This is a genomic window from Rhizobiaceae bacterium (genome assembly GCA_023953835.1).
Classification (GTDB): Bacteria; Pseudomonadota; Alphaproteobacteria; order Rhizobiales; family Rhizobiaceae; genus Mesorhizobium_G.
In genome coordinates this window covers 365,225-386,844 of record JAMLJB010000002.1, presented here as the reverse complement: position 1 = coordinate 386,844, position 21,620 = coordinate 365,225, and the positions used below count along the sequence as shown (strand labels likewise).

Sequence of the window (21,620 nt, the reverse complement as noted above, 5' to 3'; positions counted from 1 at the left end):
CGCATCCCGTGACCATCAGCCGGAGCATATTTTTTGAAACACGCTAACGTATCTCTCGCCGGCCTGCGCAGGATGATGCAGGAAATGCGCGCCCAGTCCTGGACGGACAACGCCGCTCCCCTCGTCATCCTCGTGCTGGTGACAGCCGCGATCTCAAGCACGACGAGCGGTTTCTTCGATAGCTCCAATCTCGGCGATACGTTTCGGCAGCTCGGCGAGACGGCGCTGATGGTCATCGGCATGATGATCGTCATTGCCGGAGGTGGAATCGATCTCAGCATCGGTTCCACCTTCGCGCTCAGCAATGTCGTCGTGCTGCTCTTGCTCAACGTGTTCGAGTGGCCGCTATGGCTTTCGGTCGCCGCCACGATCTCCGTGTGCGGGGCTGTCGGACTGGTCAACGGCCTGCTGGTCGGTTTCCTGCGGCTGCCGGCCTTCCTGACGACGCTGGCGACGCTGATCGTCGTGCGCGCCGTCGTCAACCGCATCCTGCTGGACTATGCCCAGCCGATTTCCGGCGGAACCTACGATTCCGACGCGTGGACCTTCCTGGGTGACGGCAATCTCGCGGGCATTCCCGTCAGTGCGGTGATCCTGGCCGCGGTCGCCGTGCTTGCCCACATCATGCTCACGCGGCTGCGTCCCGGCTGGAACATCATGGCCGTCGGCGGTTCGCGCCGCGCCGCGCACAATGCGGGCATTCCGGTGCGCGCCACCGTGTGCAGCACCTATGTGATTTCGGGCATTCTCTGCGGCATCGCCGGCACGCTCTATGCCGCGCGTCTCAACGGCACGGGGTCGGACACCGGCGTCGGGCTCGAAGTTTCGGTCCTCACCGCCGCCGTGCTTGGCGGCAATGCGCTCGGCGGCGGTCGCGGTTCGGTCGCCAAGGCGCTGATCGGCGCGGCGATCATGGTCGTGCTGACCAACGGCATGGTGCATCTCGGCATGCCCGGCGGCGCAGCTTCCGCCGTGTTCGGCCTGGTGCTGCTGCTCGCCGTCATCATGGACGTGCGCTGGGTGCGCCGTCGCGAGAATGTCGAAAGCGACACGATCGTCGCGCCGGTCGCGGTCAACCTCGAAGGGGCGGACAGGCGGGCGCTGGAAAAGGCGCCGGCCGGCGATTTCAAGGATGTGGGGCGCATGGAGGCAGGCGGCGCGGATGGACCCGCGGGCATCGCCTTCGACACCGCCGGAAACCTCTATGCGGGCATGCGGCAGGGCCAGATCGTCCGCTTCATGGCCCCCGGTTTCGAAAAGTCGGAAGTCTTTGCGCATATCGGCGGCTATCCGCGCGGCCTGACCTTCGACGCTGAGGGCAGGCTGCTCGCCTGTGTCTCCGGCATGGGCATCTATTCGGTCGCCGCCGACCGCACGGTCGAGAAGGTCGTCGACCGCGTGAAGGGCCGCATTCCCGGATCGGGCGTGGCGCTCCGCTCGCCGGCAGACCTCGTCGCGCTGCCCGACGGGCGCATTCTCTTCACCGAATTTTCCCGGCGCTTCGGGCAGGAGGACTGGGTGTCCGACCTGCTGGAAGGGCAGGGCCACGGCGCGCTGATGACCTTCGATCCGAAAACCGAAGCCACCACGGTGATCCTTGGCGGGCTGCGCGGGCCGACCGGGCTTTGCCTGTCGCATGACGGTCGCTCCGTGCTGCTGGCGGAAAGCTGGGCAAGCCGCATTATCCGCATCCGGCTGGACGGCGGGCAGGCGCAGGAAACGGTGGTCGAGGACCTGCCGGGCTATCCGGTCGGCCTGCGCCCGGCGGAGGACGGCTATTGGGTCTCCTTCCTCGGCATGCGCTCGACTGTGCTCGACATCGCCATGTCCATGCCGTCCTTCCGCGAGGGCATGATCGAGGAAATGGCGTCCGGCGAATGGCTTTACCCGAACGTCAACGTGGGGTGCATCCTGCGCATCGACGAATCCGGCCATGTGCAGCAAACGTTGTGGGACGAAAGCGGCAGCGCGCAATCGATGATCTGCGGACTGGCCGAACGGCAAGGCGAGCTATATGTGGCGAGCACGACGAGCAAGGGCCTGTCGCGCATCGCCGTGCAGCCGGCAGCCGGGAAAGCGCGCCGTCGCGGCGCGCGGGCGGTGACGGCATGAGCGGACTCCTGAAGCGTTTCCTGCCCGCGGCAAGCCAGGAACTGACGCTGCCCGCCATGGACGGGCCGTTCCGGCCAAATTCGCTGCTGGACCTCGCGCCAAGCCTGTCGGATTTTCCCGCGCCCGACTGTCTCGCCTCGCTCGACGACAACATCTATGTCACCAGCGGACGCGACCTCTACAGGCTGAACGGCACCAAGCCGCCGCTGCGCGTGCGCCATTGCGAAAATTCCATTTCCAGCCTGGCTTTCAGCCAAAGCGGCGCGGTCGCGCTGGGGCTGGTGGATGGCCGCATCCTTGTGTTCGACAACAACAGCAACCGCACCATCGAAGTGCTGGGCGAGCAGAAATCGGTGTGCCCGACGGCGCTGCTGTTCGACGGGCAGGACCTGATCGTTGCGCAGGGCTCGTCTCGGGTCTCGCCCGAGGATTGGGTCGAGGACCTGCTGCGCGACGGCGCAAGCGGCTCGGTCTGGCGCGTCTCGCTCAAGAACGGCAACAGCATCTGCCTTGCGCACGCGCTGGCCTATCCGAACGGGTTGCTGCTGGACGCCAAAGGCGAACTGATCGTTTCGGAAGCTTGGCGGCACCGGCTGATCCGGTTGCCGAGGGACGCGAGGAACCTGTCGGGGTCCGGTTGCGAGGTGGTGCTGGCGGACCTGCCGGGCTATCCGGCGCGGCTGGCGCCAAGCAGCCGTGGCGGCGCGTGGCTGTCGATCTTCGCACCGCGCAGCCAGCTCGTCGACTATGTGCTGCGCCAGCCCGAATTCTGTGCGCGGATGATTTCCGAAGTGCCGGACCGCCGCGAGTGGATCGCGCCAAGACTGCGCGCCGGTAACTCGGTGTGGGAGCCTCTCATGGGCGGTGCAATGAAGCAGATGGGTCGTTCAAAGCCCTGGGCGCCGAGCTTTTCCTACGGGATGGTCGTGTATCTCGACCATGCCTTCCAGCCTGAAAGCAGCGTCCAGAGCCGCGCCGACGGCAACCGCCACGGCACCACGGGCTGCGTCGAACACAAGGGTAAGCTGTTCGTCGCCTGCAAGGGCGACGATGCGGTGGCAATTCTCGACCTCGCCAAATCGGGAGGCGTTCATGTCGATGCGGCTTGAGCTGAAAGGCGTTTCCAAGGACTATTTCGGCATCAAGGTGCTGCGCGAGGTCGATTTCAGCCTCGCGGCGGGCGAGGTGCACGCGCTTCTGGGCGAAAACGGCGCGGGCAAGTCGACGCTGTCCAAGATCATCGCCGGGGTAGCCGCGCCGAGCAGCGGCACGATGCTGCTCGATGGCAAGCCCATCTCCTTCAGCCGCCCGCGCGAGGCCCTGAATGCGGGCATCGCCATGGTGTTTCAGGAGACGAGCCTCGTTCCCTCGCTGACCGTCGCGCAGAACCTCTATCTCGGCGAACGCCGCTTCTTCATGATGCGCTCGCGGCTGAATCTTGCGGCCCAGCAGTTCATGCAGAGCCTCAAATTCAATTTCGAGGTGACGAAGAAGGTCTCGCAACTCAGTGCCGCGCAAAGGCAGATGGTCGAGATCGCGCGCGCCGTCCATCACAAGGCCAATGTCATCATCTTCGACGAGCCGACGGCGACGCTGACGCCGGAGGAGAAGCACCATTTCTTCGAGCTTGTGCGGCGGCTGAAGAGCACCGGGGTGGCGATCGTCTTCATCACCCACGCGCTCGAGGAGGCGCTTGCCGTTTCCGACCGCATCACCATCCTGCGCGACGGCGCGCTCGTCACCACGGGCGAAACCGGCCAGTTCGACCGCAACAGCGTCATCCGCGCCATGGTGGGGCGCGAACTGTCGGACGACATCTATGTCCGGCACGCCGGCGGCAAGGAGCGGCAGCGGGGCGCGCGCATGCTGAGCGTGCAGAACCTGTCGCGGGGGCGTGCGGTCCGCAACACATCGTTTTCGATCTATGCGGGACAGATCACCGGCATCTTCGGCCTTGTCGGCTCGGGCCGTTCGGAGACAGCGCGCATCATCGCAGGGCTCGACCGCAAGGACCGCAAGCAGGGCGGACGCATCCTGCGCGGCGACCGCGCGGTGGACTACGCCTCGCCACGCGAAGCCATGAAGGACGGCGTCGCCTACATCACCGAGGACCGCAAGATCGAGGGCTTCTTCGAGACGATGTCGGTGAGTGACAACATTTTCCTCGGCCGCATCGCCACCTCCTTTTCCAGCCCGCCCTTCGTGAGCAGCGCGGAAAAGCAGAAGCTGGCGCAAACCTGGATCAAGGCGCTGAACGTGCGCTCGGCCAGCGCCGACCCGCGCGTCATCGAGCTTTCCGGCGGCAACCAGCAGAAGGTCGTCATCAGCAAGTCGCTGGTGCAGAAGCCCGAGGTCATCATTTTCGACGAACCCACGCGCGGCGTCGATGTCGGATCCATCGCCGAGATCCATAAATTCATCATCCAGCTCGCAGAAGAGGGGTTGGCGGTCGTCGTCATCTCTTCCTACCTGCCCGAAGTGATGAACCTGTCGGACCGCATCCTCGTCTCGCGGCAAGGGCGCATCGTCGAAGAGTTCTCACCCGAGGACGCGACCGAGGAAAAGATCATGTACGCGGCGGTCCATTGAGGAAAGCAATGTTCGGCAGGCAATCAAGAACGGACTTCCAGAACGAGGTGCTGAAATGAGTGACATCCGGCTCTACGTGTTCCAGACCGGCAGAATCCGCCAGCGCGAGGTCGACATCAAGCTCGGCGCCTCGCAGGAAACCTTCTACACGCCCATACCGTGGTTCCTCATCACGCATCCGAAGGGCAATGTGGTCATCGACGGCGGCACGCCCGTCGAGGCGGCAATCGACCCCCATGGCCACTGGGGCAAGACCGCCGACGCCTTCTATCCGCTCATGGAGAAGGAGGATGCCTGCCTCAACCGCTTCACGGAGGCGGGCTTCGATCCGCAAAGCGTGCGCTTCGTGCTGCATTCGCACCTGCACATCGACCATACCGGCGCGCTCGGCCATTTCCCGAACGCGACCTACATCGTGCAGCGCAAGGAATATCAATACGCCTTCGCCCCGGACTGGTTCGCCAGGGGCGGCTATATCCGCGCCGACTTCGACCGGCCCAACCTGCGCTGGCACTTCCTTGAGGACAGGCATCAGGACGGCTTCGATCTTTACGGCGACGGCGTCATCCGCTGCTATTTCACGCCCGGCCACACGCCCGGCCACCAGTCCTTCCTCATCACGCTTCCGAAAACCGGCCCGCAGCTCCTGACCATCGACGCCGCCTACACCATGGACCACTGGAACATGAAGTGCATGCCGGGCACGATGGTCAACGGCATGGATGTCGCGCGTTCCATCGAGAAGCTGCACCTGATCGCCGACACGACGGGCGCTTCGGTCATCACCGGGCACGATCCCGATGCGTGGCAGGACATCAAGAAGTTCCCGGCCTTTTACGATTGAGCAGCGCCATGAATGAGACCAAGCCCGCCGTTGATCGCGATGTCATCATCGTGGGCGGCGGAACGGCCGGTTGCGTGCTCGCCAACAGGCTTTCAGCGGATGCGAGCCGCAAGGTGATGCTGGTGGAAGCCGGCCCGCCCGACGACAGCATGTGGATTCCCATTCCGGTCGGTTTCACCAAGCTGATGAACAACCAGCGCTACAACTGGTGCTTCAGATCGGAGCCGGAGCCGGGCACGCGCGACCGCGCGATCCCCGTGCCGCGCGGCAAGACGCTCGGTGGCTCCAGCGCGCTGAACGGCATGATCATGGTGCGCGGCCAGCCGCTCGACTATGACGGCTGGGCACAGCTTGGAAACCGGGGCTGGTCGTTCGAGGATGTGCTGCCCTTCTTCCAGAAGTTCGAGCATTTCGAGGGGCCGCGTTCACCGCTGCGCGGCAGCGACGGACCGCTCAACGTGCACGAGGTCAGGTTCCGTAACGAGCTGACCGATGCGTTCCTGCGCGCCGCCGTGGCCGAAGGCTTTCCGCTCAACGCCGACTACAATGGCGAGAGCCAGGAAGGCTTCGGCTACATGCAGGTCAACCAGAAGGACGGCCAGCGCGTATCCGCCGCGCGCGCCTATCTCCACCCCATCCGGGGCCGCGCAAATCTTGAGATCACCACAGGGGCGCAGGTCACCCGGCTGCTGTTCGAGGGGCGGCGCTGCACGGGCGTCGAATATGTGCGGGACGGCGAGCGCCGCCAGGTTTTCGCGCATGACGTCATTCTCTCGGCGGGCACGGTGCAGTCGCCGCAGATCATGGAGCTTTCCGGGCTTGGCGATCCCGACATCCTGAACGGCTTCGGGATTCCGGTTGTGCACGGTCTGCCGGGCGTCGGGCGAAACCTGCGCGACCACTACACGCCGCGCATGAACTGGCGCGGGAAAAAGCGCGTGACGTTCAACGACCGCGCGCACGGCGTCGCGCTTGCGATGGAGGTCGCCAAATACTATGCGCTGCGCCGCGGCATCCTGACCAGCCCGAGCGCGGTGATCTTCGGCTTCGTCAAGACACGCCCCGAACTCGCCACGCCCGACGTGCAGTTCCATTTCAATCTCGCCAGCTTCTCCTCCCATTCGAACCGCAAGCTCGACCGCGAGCCGGGCATGACCATCGCCGTCTACCAGTTGAGGCCGCAATCGACCGGCACCATCCACATCAAGTCGCCCGATCCGCTGGCGGCGCCTGCGATCCGCCCGAATTTCCTGAGCGACCCGCTCGACGAGACCTGCCTTGTGGGCGGCATGAAGATCGCCCGGCGCATCGTCGACAATCCGCTGATGGAGCCTTACCGCAAGTCGGAGATGAACCCCGGCAGCCGGGTGCAGAGCGACGAGGAATGGCTGGATTTCGCCCGCCGCAACGGCGAGACGTCGTACCACGTCGCCGGCACCTGCAAGATGGGATCGGACCCCTTTGCGGTCGTTAACGAGCGCCTCGAAGTCCACGGCATCGAGGGGCTGCGCGTCGTCGACGCCTCGATCATGCCCACGATGGTCTCCGGCAACACCCATGCCGCGACTCTGATGATCGCGGAAAAAGGCGCCGATCTCTTCCTGAAATCGAAGTCAGCCATGCATTGAGCAACGAAGCATGGCGACCTTCAGAATGACCGCCGCAGTGACGAATAACCAAAGGCTATACCCTTTGGGGAAACAGCAATCGCTGCTCCGGCATGCAATCCCTATAACGCGAAATGACAGAAGTGAGTGAGAGGAAAGACAAGATGGCCGGGAGTATCGGGCTGATTGGTCTCGGAAATATTGGCGGCCATTTCGGCACGCGACTGCTGGCGGCGGGGTACGATCTCGTCGTCTTCGACCGCGACCCCGAGGCGATGAACCGCCTCGTCGCGAAGGGAGCCGTCGCGGCCAAAAGCGCCGCCTCGCTTGCCTCGACCGTGGAGACCGTTCTTCTGTGCCTGCCGATGCCCGCCATCGTCCTGGCAGTCGCATCCGAAGTGGCCGAGGGCACGAAGGTCACGACCGTGGTCGATCTTTCGACGACCGGCCCGACCGTAACAAAGGAAATGGCCGCGCTGCTCGATGCGAAAAACATCTCCTTCGTGGGCGCGCCGGTCAGCGGCGGTACGGTCGCGGCTGAAAAAGGCACGCTTTCCATCATGCCGTCCGGGCCTGAGGAAACATTCCGCAAGGTCGAGCCGGTCCTCAAGGTGATCGGCAAGAACATCTTCTACATGGGCGAGGACGCGTCGCTCGGCCAGACCATGAAGATCATCAACAACACGCTCTACGCAACGAGCATGGTCGCAAGCTGCGAAGCGCTCGTCTACGGCGTCAAGGCGGGGCTCGACGCGTCTATGATGCTGGATGTTCTGAATGCTTCGAGCGGTCGTTCCTTCGCCACGCTGGAGCGTATCCCGCAATGCGTGCTCGACCGTGGCTTCCCGGTGCGCTTCACCACCGAACTCCTGCACAAGGATATCAAGATGTGCCTCGACGAGGCGGAGAAGATCGGCGCGACCATGGTGGTCAGCCCGGCTGCGCGCCAGTTTCTCGCATTCGCGATTTCGCAGGGCGACGGCCAGCAGGACAATGTCTTTCCGATCCGGCATTTCGAGCAGTGGGCGGGCGTGCAGTTCGGCAAGGCGCCGGACAAGCAGGCCGGCTGACCGACTTCGCATTGCATGATCCCTCACCTCAGGCCGGTTCCGGCCCCGTCGTCCGGCACCGTCGCCTTCCTGTCCGAGCTTCAGCTTCGCGGGTTCGAGGGCCGTGTGTCGGATCGCGGCGCCGACCGGCAGGTGCTGTCGACCGACAACTCGATCTATCAGATACGCCCCGAGGCGGTGGTGTTTCCACGCTCGCGCGACGACCTCGTGCGCATCGCCCGGCTGCTCGGCGATCCGCGTTTCCCGGACATCCGGCTCTATCCGCGCGGCGGCGGCACGGGAACGAACGGGCAATCGCTCGGCGACGGCATTGTGGTCGACCTGTCGCGCTACATGAACCGCATCCTGGAGATCGACGCTGAACGCCGCCTCGTGCGCGTCGAGGCAGGCGTGGTCAAGGATCAACTCAACGCGGCGCTTGCGCCGCACGGCCTGTTCTTCGCGCCGGAGCTTTCGACATCCAGCCGCGCCACCATCGGCGGGATGATCTCAACCGATGCGTGCGGGCAGGGGTCCTGCATCTACGGCAAGACGCGCGACCATGTGCGCGAACTCACCACCGTGCTTGGCGACGGCACGGTCTGGAGCTCGCATCCGCTTGATGACGACGCCTTGCGCAAGGTGCGCTCCCGCACCGACCTCGTGGGCGAAATCCACCGCACGCTCGATGATCTCCAGCGCGAGAACGCCGCCGCAATCGCCCGGCAGTTTCCCGTCCTCAACCGCTCGCTGACCGGCTACGACATCGCCCATCTGCGCGACCGCGACGGCCGGTTCGACCTGAACGCGGTGCTGTGCGGCTCCGAGGGAACGCTCGGGCTGATCGCCGAGGCGACGCTTTCCGTGCTCCCCGTTCCGGGCCACAGCGCAATCGTGAACATACGCTACGACGATTTCGACAAGGCGCTTCGCGACGCAGGGCATCTCATCTCGTTGGGTGCTGCTTCCATCGAAACCATTGATTCCCACGTGCTGGAACTTGCCCGGCATGACATCATCTGGAGCGATGTGCGCGCCTATTTCCCGGACGACAGCGCCGGTCCCGCAAAGGGCATCAACCTGGTTGAGGTGCTGGCGGAGAGCGCGGAAGAGCTTGAGGCGCGCATCGCGCCCATCGTCGGCGAGCTTGACGGGGCGCGGGCCGGGGCCGGTCGCCGGGGCTTCACCGTCGCGCGGGGCGATGCGGGCCGGATCTGGGCGATGCGCAAGAAGGCCGTCGGCCTGCTCGGCGCGCTGCCGGGCAAGGCGAGGCCGACCCCCTTCGTGGAGGACACGGCGGTGCCGCCGGAACGGCTGGCCGATTACATCGCCGAGTTCCGCGCGCTTCTGGACAGGCGCGGCCTGTCCTACGGCATGTTCGGGCATGTGGATGCGGGTGTGCTGCATGTCAGGCCAGCGCTCGACATGACCGATCCGACGCACCGCAAGATGATACGCACGATCACCGAGGAGGTGGTCGACCTCACGGTGAAATATGGCGGCGTGCTCTGGGGCGAGCACGGCAAGGGCGTTCGCTCGGAGTTCTCGCCGCGCTTCTTCGGATCGCTTTATCCGCTGCTCCAGCGGGTCAAGCAGGTTTTCGATCCGCATGCCCGGTTCAACCCCGGCAAGATCGCCGCTGCGGGCGAGGCCGCCCTCATCAGGATCGACGAGGTGCCCATGAGGGGCGGCGCGGACAGCGTGATCCCGCTGCATGTGCGCGCCCGCTTTGAAAGCGCGCTCCACTGCAACGGCAACGGCGCCTGCTATGACTACAATTTCGACGAAGCGATGTGCCCGTCATGGAAGAGCAGGCGAGAACGCCGCCACTCTCCGAAGGGACGCGCCCAGCTCATGCGCGAATGGCTGCGCCTGCTGGCGGAGGAGGGCTTCGACCCCACCGCGCCACGCCCGCGCCTCAAAGGTTCGCTGGGCAGGATCGTGCGCAGCCTTCGGCACAGGCCGGATTTTTCCCACGAGGTGAAGGAAGCCATGGACGGCTGTCTCGCCTGCAAGTCATGCGTCGGGCAATGTCCCGTCAAGGTCGACATTCCGGCGCTGCGCTCGCGTTTTCTCCACCTCTACCACACGCGCTACCTGCGGCATCCGCGCGACCATCTGGTCGCCGGCATCGAGGCCCTGCTGCCGCTGGCGGCGCGCATGCCGAGGCTCGCCAATGCCTTCCTGCGTTCCCCGCTCGGCTCGGTCGCCATGCGCGCCGTCGGCCTGACCGCGACGCCGCTCCTGTCGCCACAGGATTTCGGCGCGGGCTGCGCGAGGCTCGGCGTCGAAACGGCAAGCGTGGCGGCTCTCGATGCGCTCGATGCGGGAGAAAAGGCGCGCAGCGTCGTTCTGGTTCAGGACGCATTCACGCGCCATTATGACGCTCAGCTCGTCCTCGACGTGCTGGCGTTCCTGCAAGGGCTGGGCTTCAGGCCGTGGCTTGCGCCGCTCCTGCCCAACGGCAAGCCCTGTCATGTGCACGGCTTCCTCGACAGGTTCGAGCGCGTGGCGGCCAAAAGCGCGGCCCAACTGCGCGGGCTGGCCGGCACGGGCGTCGATCTCATCGGCATCGATCCCTCCATGACGCTGACCTACAGGTCCGAATATGTGGCGGCGCTTGGCGCGGGCAATGCGCCGAAGGTCCACCTTGTACAGGAATGGCTGCTGCGGCGCATGGCCGGCAGAACCGCTGCGGTCCCCGAGCCGCAGGATTTCCTGCTGCTGCCGCACTGCACGGAGCGGACGACCGCACCCGATGCGATGCGCGACTGGCAAAAGCTCTTCGCCCTGTTCGGCCATAAGCTGACCATCCTGCCGTCCGGCTGCTGCGGCATGGCGGGCACCTACGGCCATCTGGCGGAACAGCGTGCCAATTCGGAAGAGATCTACGCGCTGAGCTGGGCGAGGCACGTCAAGCTGCACCACGGCTCCGGTCGCCTTCTGACCGACGGCTATTCGTGCCGCTCTCAGGCGAAGCTTATCGACGGCATACGGCTCGCCCATCCGCTCCAGGCACTGGTGCGAGCGGTCTAAGGCACGGAGGCGGCCCAGCTCATTTCATTGCTCAGCGACTTGATGATGTTCATGAACCGTTGCGCGTTGCGGTTCGGATTCTCGAATATGGAATAGCCGATGCAGGGGCGCAGCGGAATTTCCTGCTCCAGCGGACGCTTCTCGATGCGCCACGTGTTTCCCCACGGCGTGTAGGGATCGACGATGGCAATGCCCACCCCGGCCTCGACCAATGCGCACGCGGCTTCGGTCTGGAGCACGGTGGCCCTGCGAATGATCGGGAGGTTCTGTTCGCGGAACATGCTTTCCACCAGCCGCCCGAAAGCAATCTTGGGATGATGCAGCACCAGCGGCTCACTGGACAGGTCGGCCACGCTGATCGTGCGCTTGCCAAGCAGCGGATGTCCCGTCGGCAGGATGCAGATCATGCGGCCACTGGTGAAGGGCCGCGAAACGACGTTGGGATGCTCCAGCGGCAGCACCGACACGGCCACGTCCACGCGGTTGCTCAGCACCTCGTTGGGCATCGCATTGAGCAGGACCGTGTGATACTCGATCTCGACCTTGGGGTAGAGTTCGCAGAACTTCTGGATCGCCGGCACCAGCACCGCGCGGCTGAGGCTCGGGCTTCCCACGATGCTGAGTGCGCTGGGGGTGCCTTGCGCCAGATTGCGGGCGAACTCGTCGACCTGAAGCGCGGCGCGATAGAAGTCGTCGACCTCGGCATAGAGGCGTTCCGCCTCGATGGTGGGAATGAGCTTGCCGCCCTTGCGGGTGAACAGCGAAAGGCCAAGACTCGATTCGGTGTGTGACACGATGCGGCTCACGGCCGGCTGGGAGACGAAGAGCATCTTGGCCGCTCCGCTGATCGAGCCGGTGAGCATGACCGCGCGAAACACTTCCATCTGACGTAGTCTGAATTTCAAGGAATCCGGCCCCTCGACTCGACACCATAACCAAGTGTTATAGCCACGTGGCAATTAGCATGTCCACAAAGCCCGGCAAGTGTTTAGAAGACCTCACGACCAGTCAGGAGCGGAGGGCACTCATGTCGTTGATCAATATTCGCAAGAAGTCGATTGTCGTGGACACAATCTACCACGAGGGCGGCCCTGCCCCCGCGACCCCCTTGCTGATGGGCGCGGCATATGCGGTCGTCTCCAACCCCTTTGCGGGCAGATATGTGGAGGACCTGCTTCCCTTCATGGCGGAGGCGCGCAGCCTGGGTGCCGCGCTGACCGAGGAACTGGCCACCGCGCTCGGCGGCAAGGAGCGCATCGAGGCCTATGGCAAGGGCGCCATCGTCGGCGTGAACGGCGAGCTGGAACATGGCGCGATCTGGCATGAGGCTGGCGGCGCGTCGTTGCGGGAATATCTCGGCGCGAAGGCGGTTGTGCCGGCGACCAAGGCCGTGGCGGCCGCGGGCTACCGGCTGCCGACGCCGCTTTTCCACATCAATGCGTGCTATGTCCGCAGCCACTTCAACACAATGGAGATCGGGGCGCTTGACGCGCCGCGCCCGAACGAATTGCTCTACGGCGTCGTCATGGCGACCGGCGGTCGCATTCACGACCGGCTGGGCGGGCTTCGCGCGGACCAGATTTCGGTCGGCGACGGCCAGCGTTAGAAGCAACGGCCACGGCTCATCTGGTGGCGCAAAGTCTGGAATCTGGAGCATAGCATGTATCCCATACGGCTTTTCATCAATGGCGAATGGCGCGACGGCAGCGGCGGGGAAACCATCGACATCGTCAATCCGGCCACTGGCGGGGTTGTCGGCACCGTCGCGGTTGCCACCAGGGCGGACCTCGACGACGCACTCGCCTGCGCCGAAAAGGCTTTTTCGGAATGGAGCGGCACATCCGCCTTCGACCGCTACAAACTGCTGCGCAAGGCGGCGGACCTGCTGCGGGCGCGCACCGAGGACGTGGCGCGCCTCATCACGATAGAGCAGGGCAAGCCGCTCGGTGAAGCGCGGCTGGAGATCGGGCTCGCCATCGACGTCATCGACTGGTGCGCGGAAGAAGCGCGGCGCACCTATGGCCGCGTGATACCGGCGCGCCTCAGCAAGGTGCGGCAGGTGCTCCTGCACGAGCCGGTCGGGCCGGTCGCCGCCTTCACGCCGTGGAACTTCCCGGTCAGCCAGCTTGCGCGCAAGCTCGGCGCGGCGCTTGCCGCGGGCTGCTCGATAATTGCCAAGGCGTCCGAGGAGACGCCCGCGTCGGCTGCCGCCATATTCCAGATCTTCGCCGATGCGGGCCTGCCGGCAGGCGTGGCAAACCTTGTCTTCGGCGTGCCCGCCGACATTTCCGGCTATCTCGTTCCCCATCCTGTCATTCGCAAGATTTCGTTCACGGGATCGGTGCCGGTGGGCAAGCACCTGGCCGGTCTCGCGGGCTCGCACATGAAGCCCGCCACGATGGAGCTTGGAGGTCATGCGCCCGTTTTCGTGTTCGACGATACGGACGTCGAAAAGACGGCGGCGACGATGACCATGTCGAAGTTCCGCAATGCGGGCCAGGTCTGCGTTTCGCCCACACGCTTCCTCGTGCAGGACGGCATCTATGACGAGTTCGTGGAGCGCTTCGTCGCGGGCGCGAAAGCCATCAGGATCGGCAACGGGCTCGACGCTGACACAGTGATGGGTCCGGTGGTCAGCGAGCGTCGGCTAACCGCCATCGACGCGTTGGTGCAGGACGCGGCGGACAAGGGCGCACGGGTTCTGACGGGCGGTCGACGCCATTCGAACCAGGGCAGCTTCTATGAGCCCACCGTGCTTGCCGACCTGTCGACGGAGATGCGCATCATGAACGAGGAGCCTTTCGGTCCGCTCGCCCTGATCTGCCGGTTCAGCGACATCGAGGAAGCGATTTCAGAGGCCAACCGGCTGCCCTACGGCCTTGCGAGCTATGCGTTTTCGCGCTCGCAGAAGCGGGTCGACGCGCTCATGCAGAATGTCAAGGCTGGCATGATGACAGTCAACCATCTGGGCATCGGGCAGCCGGAAACGCATTTCGGCGGCGTGCGCGACAGCGGCTATGGCTCAGAAGGCGGCCCGGAAGCCGTCGAGGCTTATCTGGTGTCGAAATTCGTGACCATCGACCCGACCGCCTGAGACTCAGTTAGCAGTTTTCCCGATCCATTGTCAGCATAGCGCGCTAACGCGCGCCGTGCCTCGTCCAGCGGTCCTTGCTCGCCGTTCCCGCCACATCCACCGAGTTTTTCAGCAAGGCCGCAGCCTCCAAGGCAGACGCCATCTTCCTCGACCTCGAAGACGCGGTCGCTCCCGCCCGCAAGGTCATGTACGCTTCCATCCACTGAGCGAACCGCTCCGCACCAGCCGACCATATCCATTTTCTTCAACCGCTCCGGTACCCGCCACCGGAGCCGCTGGGCGTTGTGTCGTCCGTCCTGCGGAAATTAAACCGCCGTCCACCTTGACGAGGCGCGGAATTACGACGTATGTTTAATTATACCAATGTATACCAGATGAGATTGCAGCGAAAATGGGTGAATTTCCACATCAGGCCGAAACGGCGCATACGAAGCGGATCGTCGATTTCATCGTGTCCAGCACGCTGGAGCGCGTCCCGGAAAACGGCCTGAGGGTGGCGCGCGAGGCGATCCTCGATTGTGTTGGCGTCGCGGTCGCCGGATCGATCGAGCCGGTCGGGGAAATCACCGCCGAATGGGCGAGGGAAAGCGCGGGCAACGGGCGTTCGACCATCTGGGGCCATGCGTTCAGGGCTGCACCGCACGATGCCGCGCTCGTCAATGGAACGGCGGCTCATGCGCTCGATTTCGATGATGTCACATGGGGGCTGATCGGCCATCCGAGCGTGTCGTTGACCGGCGCGCTGTTCGCGCTGGCCGAGGCGAGGGGCAAGTCGGGCCGCGACCTGCTGCTTGCCTATGCGACCGGTTTCGAGGTCATGGCCAAGATCGGCAGGACGACGCAGCCCGCGCATTCGCTTGAAAACGGCTGGCACGCGACCATCAGCATCGGTACGTTCGGCGCGACGGCGGCCTGCTGCAAGTTGCTTGGGCTCGACGCGGAGCAGACGGCGCACGCGCTCGGCATCGCCTATTCGATGACCAGCGGCAACACCAGCAATTTCGGCACGATGACCAAGCCGCTGCATGCCGGGCTTGCGGCGCGCAACGGCGTCGAGGCGGCGCTGCTTGCGCAAAAGGGCCTCACCTCCGTCCCGCATCCCTTCGACGGTCCCCGCAGCTTCCACGCGGTCTATTCGCGCGGCCTGCCCGCCCGCATGGAAGCTCTGGAAGAACTCGGCAAAGAATATGAGCTGGACGTGCGCGGTGTCGTCATCAAACCCTATCCGTGCTGCGTCTCGGCGCACACCAGCATCGACGCCGCCCTGCGGCTATACCGTGAGGACAAGGTGCGGCCCGACGATGTGCGGGCGATCGACATCCGCGCGACGCGCTATACCTATGACAAGCTGTCGTACCATCTGCCGAGCACAGGGCTGGAAGCGAAGTTCTCGGCCAACTACACGGTGGCGCGCGCCATCACGGACGGCAAGCTGACGCTCGGCACCTTCACCGACGAGGCCGTCAACGATCCAAAGGTGCGCGAACTGGTGAAGCGCGTCTCGATCCGCGTCGACGATGACATCGACCGTGCGTGGAAGATCGGCAGCCGTCCAGTCAAAATGGAGGCGACGCTCGCCGATGGCCGGACCATCGAGAAGACGGTGGACATCTCGAAAGGCAATCCGGAAGTCCCGCTCACACGGGAAGAGCTTGAGACCAAGTTCATGGATTGCGCGACGCTCGTGCTTTCGCAGCGCGCTGCGAGCCGTGCCCTCGAAATGCTGATGCACCTGGAGGATGTCGCATCGATTGCCGAGGTCAACAGGCTGCTGGCGGGCGACAAGGTGGCCGGGGGAGTTCGCATCCCCGCCGAGTGAACGATAGTTATTCAGGGAGGAAGTCATGAGATTGATGCGTAGTCTGGTCGCCATGTCCGTGGCGGCGACAGGGTTGTTTTCACTTGCTCTGACCGGCGAGGCGCTTGCCGACTGGCCCGAGAAGCCCGTGACGATCTTCGTCCATTCCGGCGCCGGGTCCTCGACAGACCTCATGGCGCGCGCCTTTGCCAAGGCCGCCGAAGAGGTGACCGGGCAATCCTTCGTCGTCGAGGTCAAGGGCAAGGAAACCATGCCGGCGCTGCATCGCGCCCCGGCCGACGGCTATACGCTCGCGACCCAGACCCGGGCCTTCCTCGGCGAGCTTGCGATGGGAGCGGGCTTCTACAAGCCGGAGGATTTCCAGTGGGTCGCCCGCCTTGTCGGTGAGGTTCCGGTTTTCGCCGTCAGGGCCGACAGTCCATACCAGACCTTCGGCGACCTGGTTGCGGCGGGCAAGGCCAATCCGGGCACGATCAGCCTCGCCACCTACACGGCCGGATCGACCGTGTGGGCCGACTCGATGAAGGTCGCCAAGGCAGCCGACGTCTCGTTCAACATCATTCCCTTCGGGTCGAGCGGCGAAACGGTGGTCGCCATGCTTGGCGGCAATGCCGACCTTGCGGCCACCTATCCGAGCCAGATGGTGCAGGCGGTGGAGGCCAAGAAGGCGCGCGTGCTCGTCGTCGCCGGCGAGGAGCAATTGCCGCTCCTGCCCGGCTCCCCGACATTGAAGGAACTGGGCTTCGACGTGGTGCTGTCGCACTGGCGCGGGCTGATCGGCAGGCAGGGCATTCCCGAGGATGTGCTGGCACAGATCGATGCCGTGACGAAAAAGACAGTCGAGACCGAAACCTTCAAGGAATGGGCGAAGCTGGCGGGCGTCGACATCTCCTATCTCGACCATAAGGAGGCTCAGACCCGGGCCGAGTCCGAATATCAGGACATCACCAAATCGTTCAAGGACGCCGGGCTCATCCAGTGATCCCGGCCTGTCCGGGCGCAGGCAAACACCGCGCCCGGACGTTCCGCACAGCAGACGCGCGGAGGAGAAATCCATTGGATCGGACGCATTTCACGATCGGACTCGGAGCCTGCATGGCAAGTGTGGGTCTCTACGCGGCGAGCCTCAGCTACCGTGTTCTCGGCGGCGGGCCGGGCGATCCGGGCACCATGTTCATGCCGAGGCTCGTCCTCGTGCTGATCTTCCTTATCGGCCTGTGGTCATGTGTTTCGGCTGTGCTGTGGCCGAACACCCATACCGCTTCCGACGAGGAGGATGATGACGTGATGCCCGGCATCACGCTCCGGTCGGTCATCGCCATGCTGGCGACGGCGGCCTATCTCTACGCCTTCAGGATGGAACTTTATTTCTGGGCGACGCCGCTCTATCTCGCCTTCGTGCTCTGGCTTGCCGGCATCCGCAACTGGAAAACGCTCATCCTGTTGCCGGCGCTGTTCACGCTGATGGCCTATTTCGGCTTCTACCGGCTTCTCGCCGTTCCTCTCCTCACAGTCTGATCGTCAAACGGCAGGGTATCGCATGCTTGAACATCTGCTCACAGGTTTCGCCGCACTCGCCGACATCAACGTCATCGTCGGCATGCTGGCGGGCGTGGTGCTGGGCTATCTGGTCGGCATCCTGCCGGGCCTGAACGCATCGGCGGGGATGGCGCTGCTTCTGCCCCTGACCTACACGGTCGAGCCGATCGTCGCCATCGCGGCGCTGACCACGATCTATGCCGCCGCAGAATATGGCGGCTGCGTCACGGCCATCGCGATCAACACGCCCGGTGAGCCGGGGGCCATCCCTACCTGCTATGACGGATACCAGTTCACGAGGCGCGGCGAGCCGGCCAAGGCGCTCGGCATCTCCATCATCGCCTCCACCATCGGTGCGCTGATCGGTTCGATGTTCCTGATCGGCTTCACCGAGCCGATCGCCACATTCGCGATTTCGCTCGGGCCGCCGGAATATGCCGCGCTTGCCATCTTCGCGCTCACCGTGGTGTCGGGCCTGCTGGGCGCGTCGTGGATCAAGGGTGTGCTCAGCGGGCTGTTCGGCCTGTTCGTCGCGACCATCGGGCTCGACCCTCTGGTCGGCATGCCGCGCTTTCACTTCAATTCGGAGTTTCTGGTCAACGGCATTTCCTTCGTGCCGGTGCTGATCGGGATTTGCGCCATCAGCGAGGCGCTGCTGTTGATCGAGGCGCCCAACGCGCAGACCGCCGCGGTGCGCGAGATGTCCGGCTCGCTGCCGACATGGAAGGAGATCTGGGGGTTGCGGATAACCTATCTGCGCTCTTCGCTCATCGGCACGGCCATCGGCATCATTCCCGGCGCAGGCAAGGCCATCGCCTCCATCATCGCCTACAACGAGGAAAAGCGCGCTTCGAAGCATCCCGAGAAATTCGGGACCGGCGTGCTGGAAGGCGTGGCCGCTCCCGAGGCGGCCAACAATGCGGTGGTCGGCGGGGCGCTCGTGCCGCTGCTCAGCCTCGGCATTCCCGGTTCCAGCAGCGCGGCGGTGCTCATCACCGCCTTCATGATGCACGGCATCGTGCCGGGGCCGCTGCTGCTGTCGCGCCATGCCGATCTCGTCTATGCGGTGTTCGCGTCGATGATCGTCGGCTCCTTCATCATGCTGGCCTTCGGCCTCGCCATGACGCCCATGTGGACGAAGATGCTGCGCGTTCCGCAGGCGGTGCTCGTGCCGATCATCCTGGGGCTCGCCGTCATCGGCTCCTATTCCGACAGCAACAGCATGGGAGACGTGATCGTCGCCTTCCTGTTCGGCGTGGTGGGCTATTTCATGCGCAAGGCGGCGATCCCCTACGCGCCCTTCATCCTCGCGCTGGTGCTCGGCGGCATGCTTGAAACCAATGTGCGGCGATCGCTCATCATGTCGTCGGGCGACTATTTCGTGTTCCTGCAGCGTCCGATCAGCCTGGCGTTGATCGTGTTGACCGTGCTGGTGCTGACCTATCCGATGCTGAAGCAGGGCTGGGGGCGGCTGTTCGCGCTCGGCTCCAGAAGCGGCGACCGCTCCGCCGTCGGTTCAAAGCGCGGCTGAAGCCGCCGGCCAGTCGTAGAGCCGGGCGGGGTTCTCGACCAGAATGCGCCGCTGCATGGCCGGGTCCGGGAACCATTCGGCAACGGCGTCGAGCAGCGCCTTGGTCGCAATGTCGCGATAGGGCGTTTCTTCCGAAGGGGACGAGCCGACCGAATTGTGCGGCGGCGTGTGTGGCCAGTCGCTCGCCCACAGGACCGAGTCCGGCACGGCGGCGAAGGCGCGCGCCAGCCGCGCCACTGCGGGATCGTCGATCCGCGTTGCAATGCGGTAGGGGGCGGAAAGCTTGACCAGCACGTGGCCATCCTCCTGAAGCCTGCGGATTTCAGGCGGCACCACGCCGTCGCCGGCCTTCACCATCGCGAAATGGTCGAGCACGAATGTCGCGCCGACCCGCGCGATCTCGGCCGCGAGCGCCACGACAAGGGACGGCTCGGCGAAAAGCTGGACATGCCAGCCGTTGCGCTCGCATTTCCGGACGGCTGCGAGCAGGCCCTCGCGGGCTTGCGCTACGTCGGCGCGTCCCGAACTGATGAGGTTGACGCGCAGGCCGCGCACGCCCGCTTTGTGGAGATCATCGAGTTCTGAGGCCGGACAGTCGTCGCGCGCGACGGCGACCCCGCGCCCTGCGTCGCCCAGCACCGCAAGCGCATGGACCAGACAGCTGTTGTCATGCCCGTAGATGCTGGGCTGGACGATGACCGCGCGCTCCGCGCCGGTACGCCGCAGCATGGCGGCGAGGTCGTCGACGGTGGCGTCCATCGGCGTGTAGCTGCGCTGCGGGGCAAGCGGGAAGCTCCGCTTGGGGCCGATGGCGTGGACGTGGCAGTCGCAGGAAAGGCGGGGAGGGAAGGCCGGTTCTGTCATTGGTTCCTGTTGAGGCCGTAGGCGTTGCCGCTGGCGATCTGCGACTCATGATATTGGGCCAGCCGCGTCTCGAAGGTGCTGCGCCGATATTTGCGGACGATGTCCTCGGCCAGCGGTCCGTCGCGCTTTTCCAGCGCCTCGACAAGCTGCTGGTGGACCTTCAGCGCGTCGGCTGCCTTGCCGGGAACGCGCAGCGTACTGACGCCGGTCCGTATGATGACTTCCTGCAACTCGTCGATCAGCTTGAGCAGGCGGTTGTTCCTCGATGCGCGCGCCAGCGTGCGGTGCACGGCCAGCACCAGCGTACGGAAGCGCTCGACATCGGATTTCTCGAGCGCCACAGCCATTTCATTGACCAGATTGCGGATTTCCGTGAGGTCGCGGGGCGACATGTTCTCCGCCGCGAAACGCGCGGCGGTGCCTTCGAGCGCTTCGCGGATGGCGTAGATTTCCAGCAACTCCTGCTCGGACATTTCCCGCACCACGAGGCCGCCCCTCGGGTGGAGCTGGATGAGGTCCTGCGCTTCAAGCTTGCGCAGCGCTTCGCGCACGGGCGTGCGGCTGAAACCCATCACCTCCGCAAGGTCGTTGGCAAACAGCCGCTCGCCGGGACCAAGCAGCCCGCCGTTGATCGCGCTCCTCAACACGGAATAGGCGACATCGGCGGACGTCCCCTGAGAAGAGGATTGCTGAACGAGCCTGCGCAGCTCTTCGTTCACGTCGGTTGTCGTGCTGCCCATTGGCACCCCCACCTGGTTCTACCAACGCCGTTGGTCGTCCAAGCCGTAGCACCTGCGATGCGAGGAGAGAAGGGGAAGAACGGGTTTTGGATACTAAAAAAACCTCTTGTATTATCGGGTATACTCGTGTATGAAACGCTCAGCATCAAGGAGCCAACATGTCCAAGTCCAATCCCATCCTTCTTCCGGTCGATACGCCGGAGTACCAGGTCACCCCGCTTGTCAAACGTCCGAAAAGCCTCGCCGGCCTCAAGGTCGGTCTGCTGGACAACGGCAAGGAGTTTTCCGATGTCGTGCTCGACGCGCTGGCCAGGGAGCTTGTGCAGAAATACGGCGTTGGCGAGATCGTTTTCTGGCGCAAGGGCTTTCCGGCCAAGGGCGCGCCCTTCATCGAGGAAATGGCGGCGAGCTGCGACGTGGCGGTCAGCGGCGTCGGCCATTGTGGCTCCTCGTCGCCGTGGAGCGTCATCGACGCGGTTCGGCTCGAACAGGCCGGCACGCCCGCCGTGGCGCTGATAAGCGCGTCGTTCTGCCCGCTCAGCAAGGTTGTCGCGCGCTCCAACGGCCTCGGCACATTGCCGATCATCCGCCTGTCGCATCCGATCGGAGACCCCGATCCGGCGAAGATCAGCGGCAAGGGCACGGATGCGGCTTCCGAGGTGGTTCGCCTGCTGACCGGCGATGCCGACGCTGCCGCGAAGGAGTTCATGTCGAAGCAGTTTCCGCTGCCCGAGCACGCTGTCGCCCGCCTTTAAAGCTATTCCCCAACACGCACGGCCAACCGGTCGCATCGCAT

17 protein-coding genes and 1 pseudogene are annotated in these 21,620 nt (G+C 64.6%); 15 read left to right on the top strand and 3 right to left on the bottom strand.

What is annotated here, in order from left to right; genetic code table 11:
- Positions 1 to 33 precede the first annotated feature (33 nt).
- The 7 genes from M9924_19665 (at position 34) to M9924_19635 (ending at position 11,237) form a co-directional block, all read left to right on the top strand.
- Positions 34 to 2,112, top strand: a complete 2,079-nt coding sequence (locus tag M9924_19665; protein ID MCO5066604.1) for an SMP-30/gluconolactonase/LRE family protein — start codon at positions 34 to 36, stop codon at positions 2,110 to 2,112.
- A complete protein-coding gene (locus M9924_19660) occupies positions 2,109 to 3,221 on the top strand; it encodes a hypothetical protein (protein ID MCO5066603.1) in 1,113 nt (370 codons plus the stop codon). Before M9924_19665 ends, M9924_19660 begins: the two co-directional genes overlap by 4 nt.
- Positions 3,205 to 4,701 (top strand): sugar ABC transporter ATP-binding protein, encoded by a 1,497-nt coding sequence (locus tag M9924_19655; protein MCO5066602.1) that lies wholly within the window; start codon positions 3,205 to 3,207, stop codon positions 4,699 to 4,701. Before M9924_19660 ends, M9924_19655 begins: the two co-directional genes overlap by 17 nt.
- Before the next feature lie 55 nt (positions 4,702 to 4,756).
- Positions 4,757 to 5,545 carry an N-acyl homoserine lactonase family protein gene (locus M9924_19650; protein ID MCO5066601.1) on the top strand — a complete coding sequence of 263 codons (789 nt, stop codon included), beginning with the start codon at positions 4,757 to 4,759 and terminating at the stop codon, positions 5,543 to 5,545.
- Between the two features lie 8 nt (positions 5,546 to 5,553).
- Complete coding sequence (locus tag M9924_19645) at positions 5,554 to 7,173, top strand: GMC family oxidoreductase N-terminal domain-containing protein (protein ID MCO5066600.1); 1,620 nt, start codon at positions 5,554 to 5,556, stop codon at positions 7,171 to 7,173.
- 143 nt (positions 7,174 to 7,316) lie between these two features.
- The gene (locus M9924_19640) at positions 7,317 to 8,222 is read left to right on the top strand and encodes an NAD(P)-dependent oxidoreductase (protein MCO5066599.1); all 906 of its coding nucleotides are present in this window, start codon (positions 7,317 to 7,319) and stop codon (positions 8,220 to 8,222) included.
- 15 nt (positions 8,223 to 8,237) lie between these two features.
- Positions 8,238 to 11,237 carry an FAD-binding oxidoreductase gene (locus M9924_19635; protein MCO5066598.1) on the top strand — a complete coding sequence of 1,000 codons (3,000 nt, stop codon included), beginning with the start codon at positions 8,238 to 8,240 and terminating at the stop codon, positions 11,235 to 11,237.
- Here the strand turns inward: M9924_19635 and M9924_19630 are convergent.
- Positions 11,234 to 12,142, bottom strand: coding sequence for a LysR family transcriptional regulator (locus tag M9924_19630; protein ID MCO5066597.1), 909 nt, complete (start codon positions 12,140 to 12,142; stop codon positions 11,234 to 11,236). The genes M9924_19635 and M9924_19630 overlap by 4 nt on opposite strands.
- Before the next feature lie 122 nt (positions 12,143 to 12,264).
- Between M9924_19630 and M9924_19625 the strand changes: the two genes are divergently transcribed.
- From M9924_19625 to M9924_19595, 7 genes and pseudogenes are all read left to right on the top strand, one after another.
- Positions 12,265 to 12,843: an amino acid synthesis family protein gene (locus tag M9924_19625; GenBank protein MCO5066596.1), complete on the top strand. Its 579-nt coding sequence runs from the start codon at positions 12,265 to 12,267 to the stop codon at positions 12,841 to 12,843.
- Between the two features lie 54 nt (positions 12,844 to 12,897).
- On the top strand, positions 12,898 to 14,331 hold the full coding sequence (locus tag M9924_19620) for an NAD-dependent succinate-semialdehyde dehydrogenase (protein ID MCO5066595.1): 1,434 nt from the start codon (positions 12,898 to 12,900) through the stop codon (positions 14,329 to 14,331).
- Positions 14,332 to 14,405: 74 nt separating this feature from the next.
- Positions 14,406 to 14,504: pseudogene (locus M9924_19615) on the top strand (CoA ester lyase).
- A 218-nt stretch (positions 14,505 to 14,722) separates the two neighbouring features.
- Positions 14,723 to 16,150 carry an MmgE/PrpD family protein gene (locus tag M9924_19610; protein ID MCO5066594.1) on the top strand — a complete coding sequence of 476 codons (1,428 nt, stop codon included), beginning with the start codon at positions 14,723 to 14,725 and terminating at the stop codon, positions 16,148 to 16,150.
- A 25-nt stretch (positions 16,151 to 16,175) separates the two neighbouring features.
- Entirely contained in the window at positions 16,176 to 17,132 is a 957-nt protein-coding gene (locus M9924_19605) for a tripartite tricarboxylate transporter substrate binding protein (GenBank protein MCO5066593.1), read from the top strand.
- A gap of 74 nt (positions 17,133 to 17,206) precedes the next feature.
- Positions 17,207 to 17,668, top strand: a complete 462-nt coding sequence (locus tag M9924_19600) for a tripartite tricarboxylate transporter TctB family protein (GenBank protein ID MCO5066592.1) — start codon at positions 17,207 to 17,209, stop codon at positions 17,666 to 17,668.
- A 22-nt stretch (positions 17,669 to 17,690) separates the two neighbouring features.
- Positions 17,691 to 19,220 (top strand): tripartite tricarboxylate transporter permease, encoded by a 1,530-nt coding sequence (locus M9924_19595; GenBank protein ID MCO5066591.1) that lies wholly within the window; start codon positions 17,691 to 17,693, stop codon positions 19,218 to 19,220.
- Here the strand turns inward: M9924_19595 and M9924_19590 are convergent.
- Positions 19,206 to 20,084, bottom strand: coding sequence for an amidohydrolase family protein (locus M9924_19590; protein ID MCO5066590.1), 879 nt, complete (start codon positions 20,082 to 20,084; stop codon positions 19,206 to 19,208). The genes M9924_19595 and M9924_19590 overlap by 15 nt on opposite strands.
- A complete protein-coding gene (locus M9924_19585; protein ID MCO5066589.1) occupies positions 20,081 to 20,824 on the bottom strand; it encodes a GntR family transcriptional regulator in 744 nt (247 codons plus the stop codon). The genes M9924_19590 and M9924_19585 overlap by 4 nt, the downstream gene beginning before the upstream one ends.
- Positions 20,825 to 20,982: 158 nt before the next feature.
- Here M9924_19585 and M9924_19580 point away from each other — a divergent pair, with 158 nt between their 5' ends.
- Positions 20,983 to 21,579 (top strand): hypothetical protein, encoded by a 597-nt coding sequence (locus M9924_19580; protein MCO5066588.1) that lies wholly within the window; start codon positions 20,983 to 20,985, stop codon positions 21,577 to 21,579.
- Positions 21,580 to 21,620 lie beyond the last annotated feature (41 nt).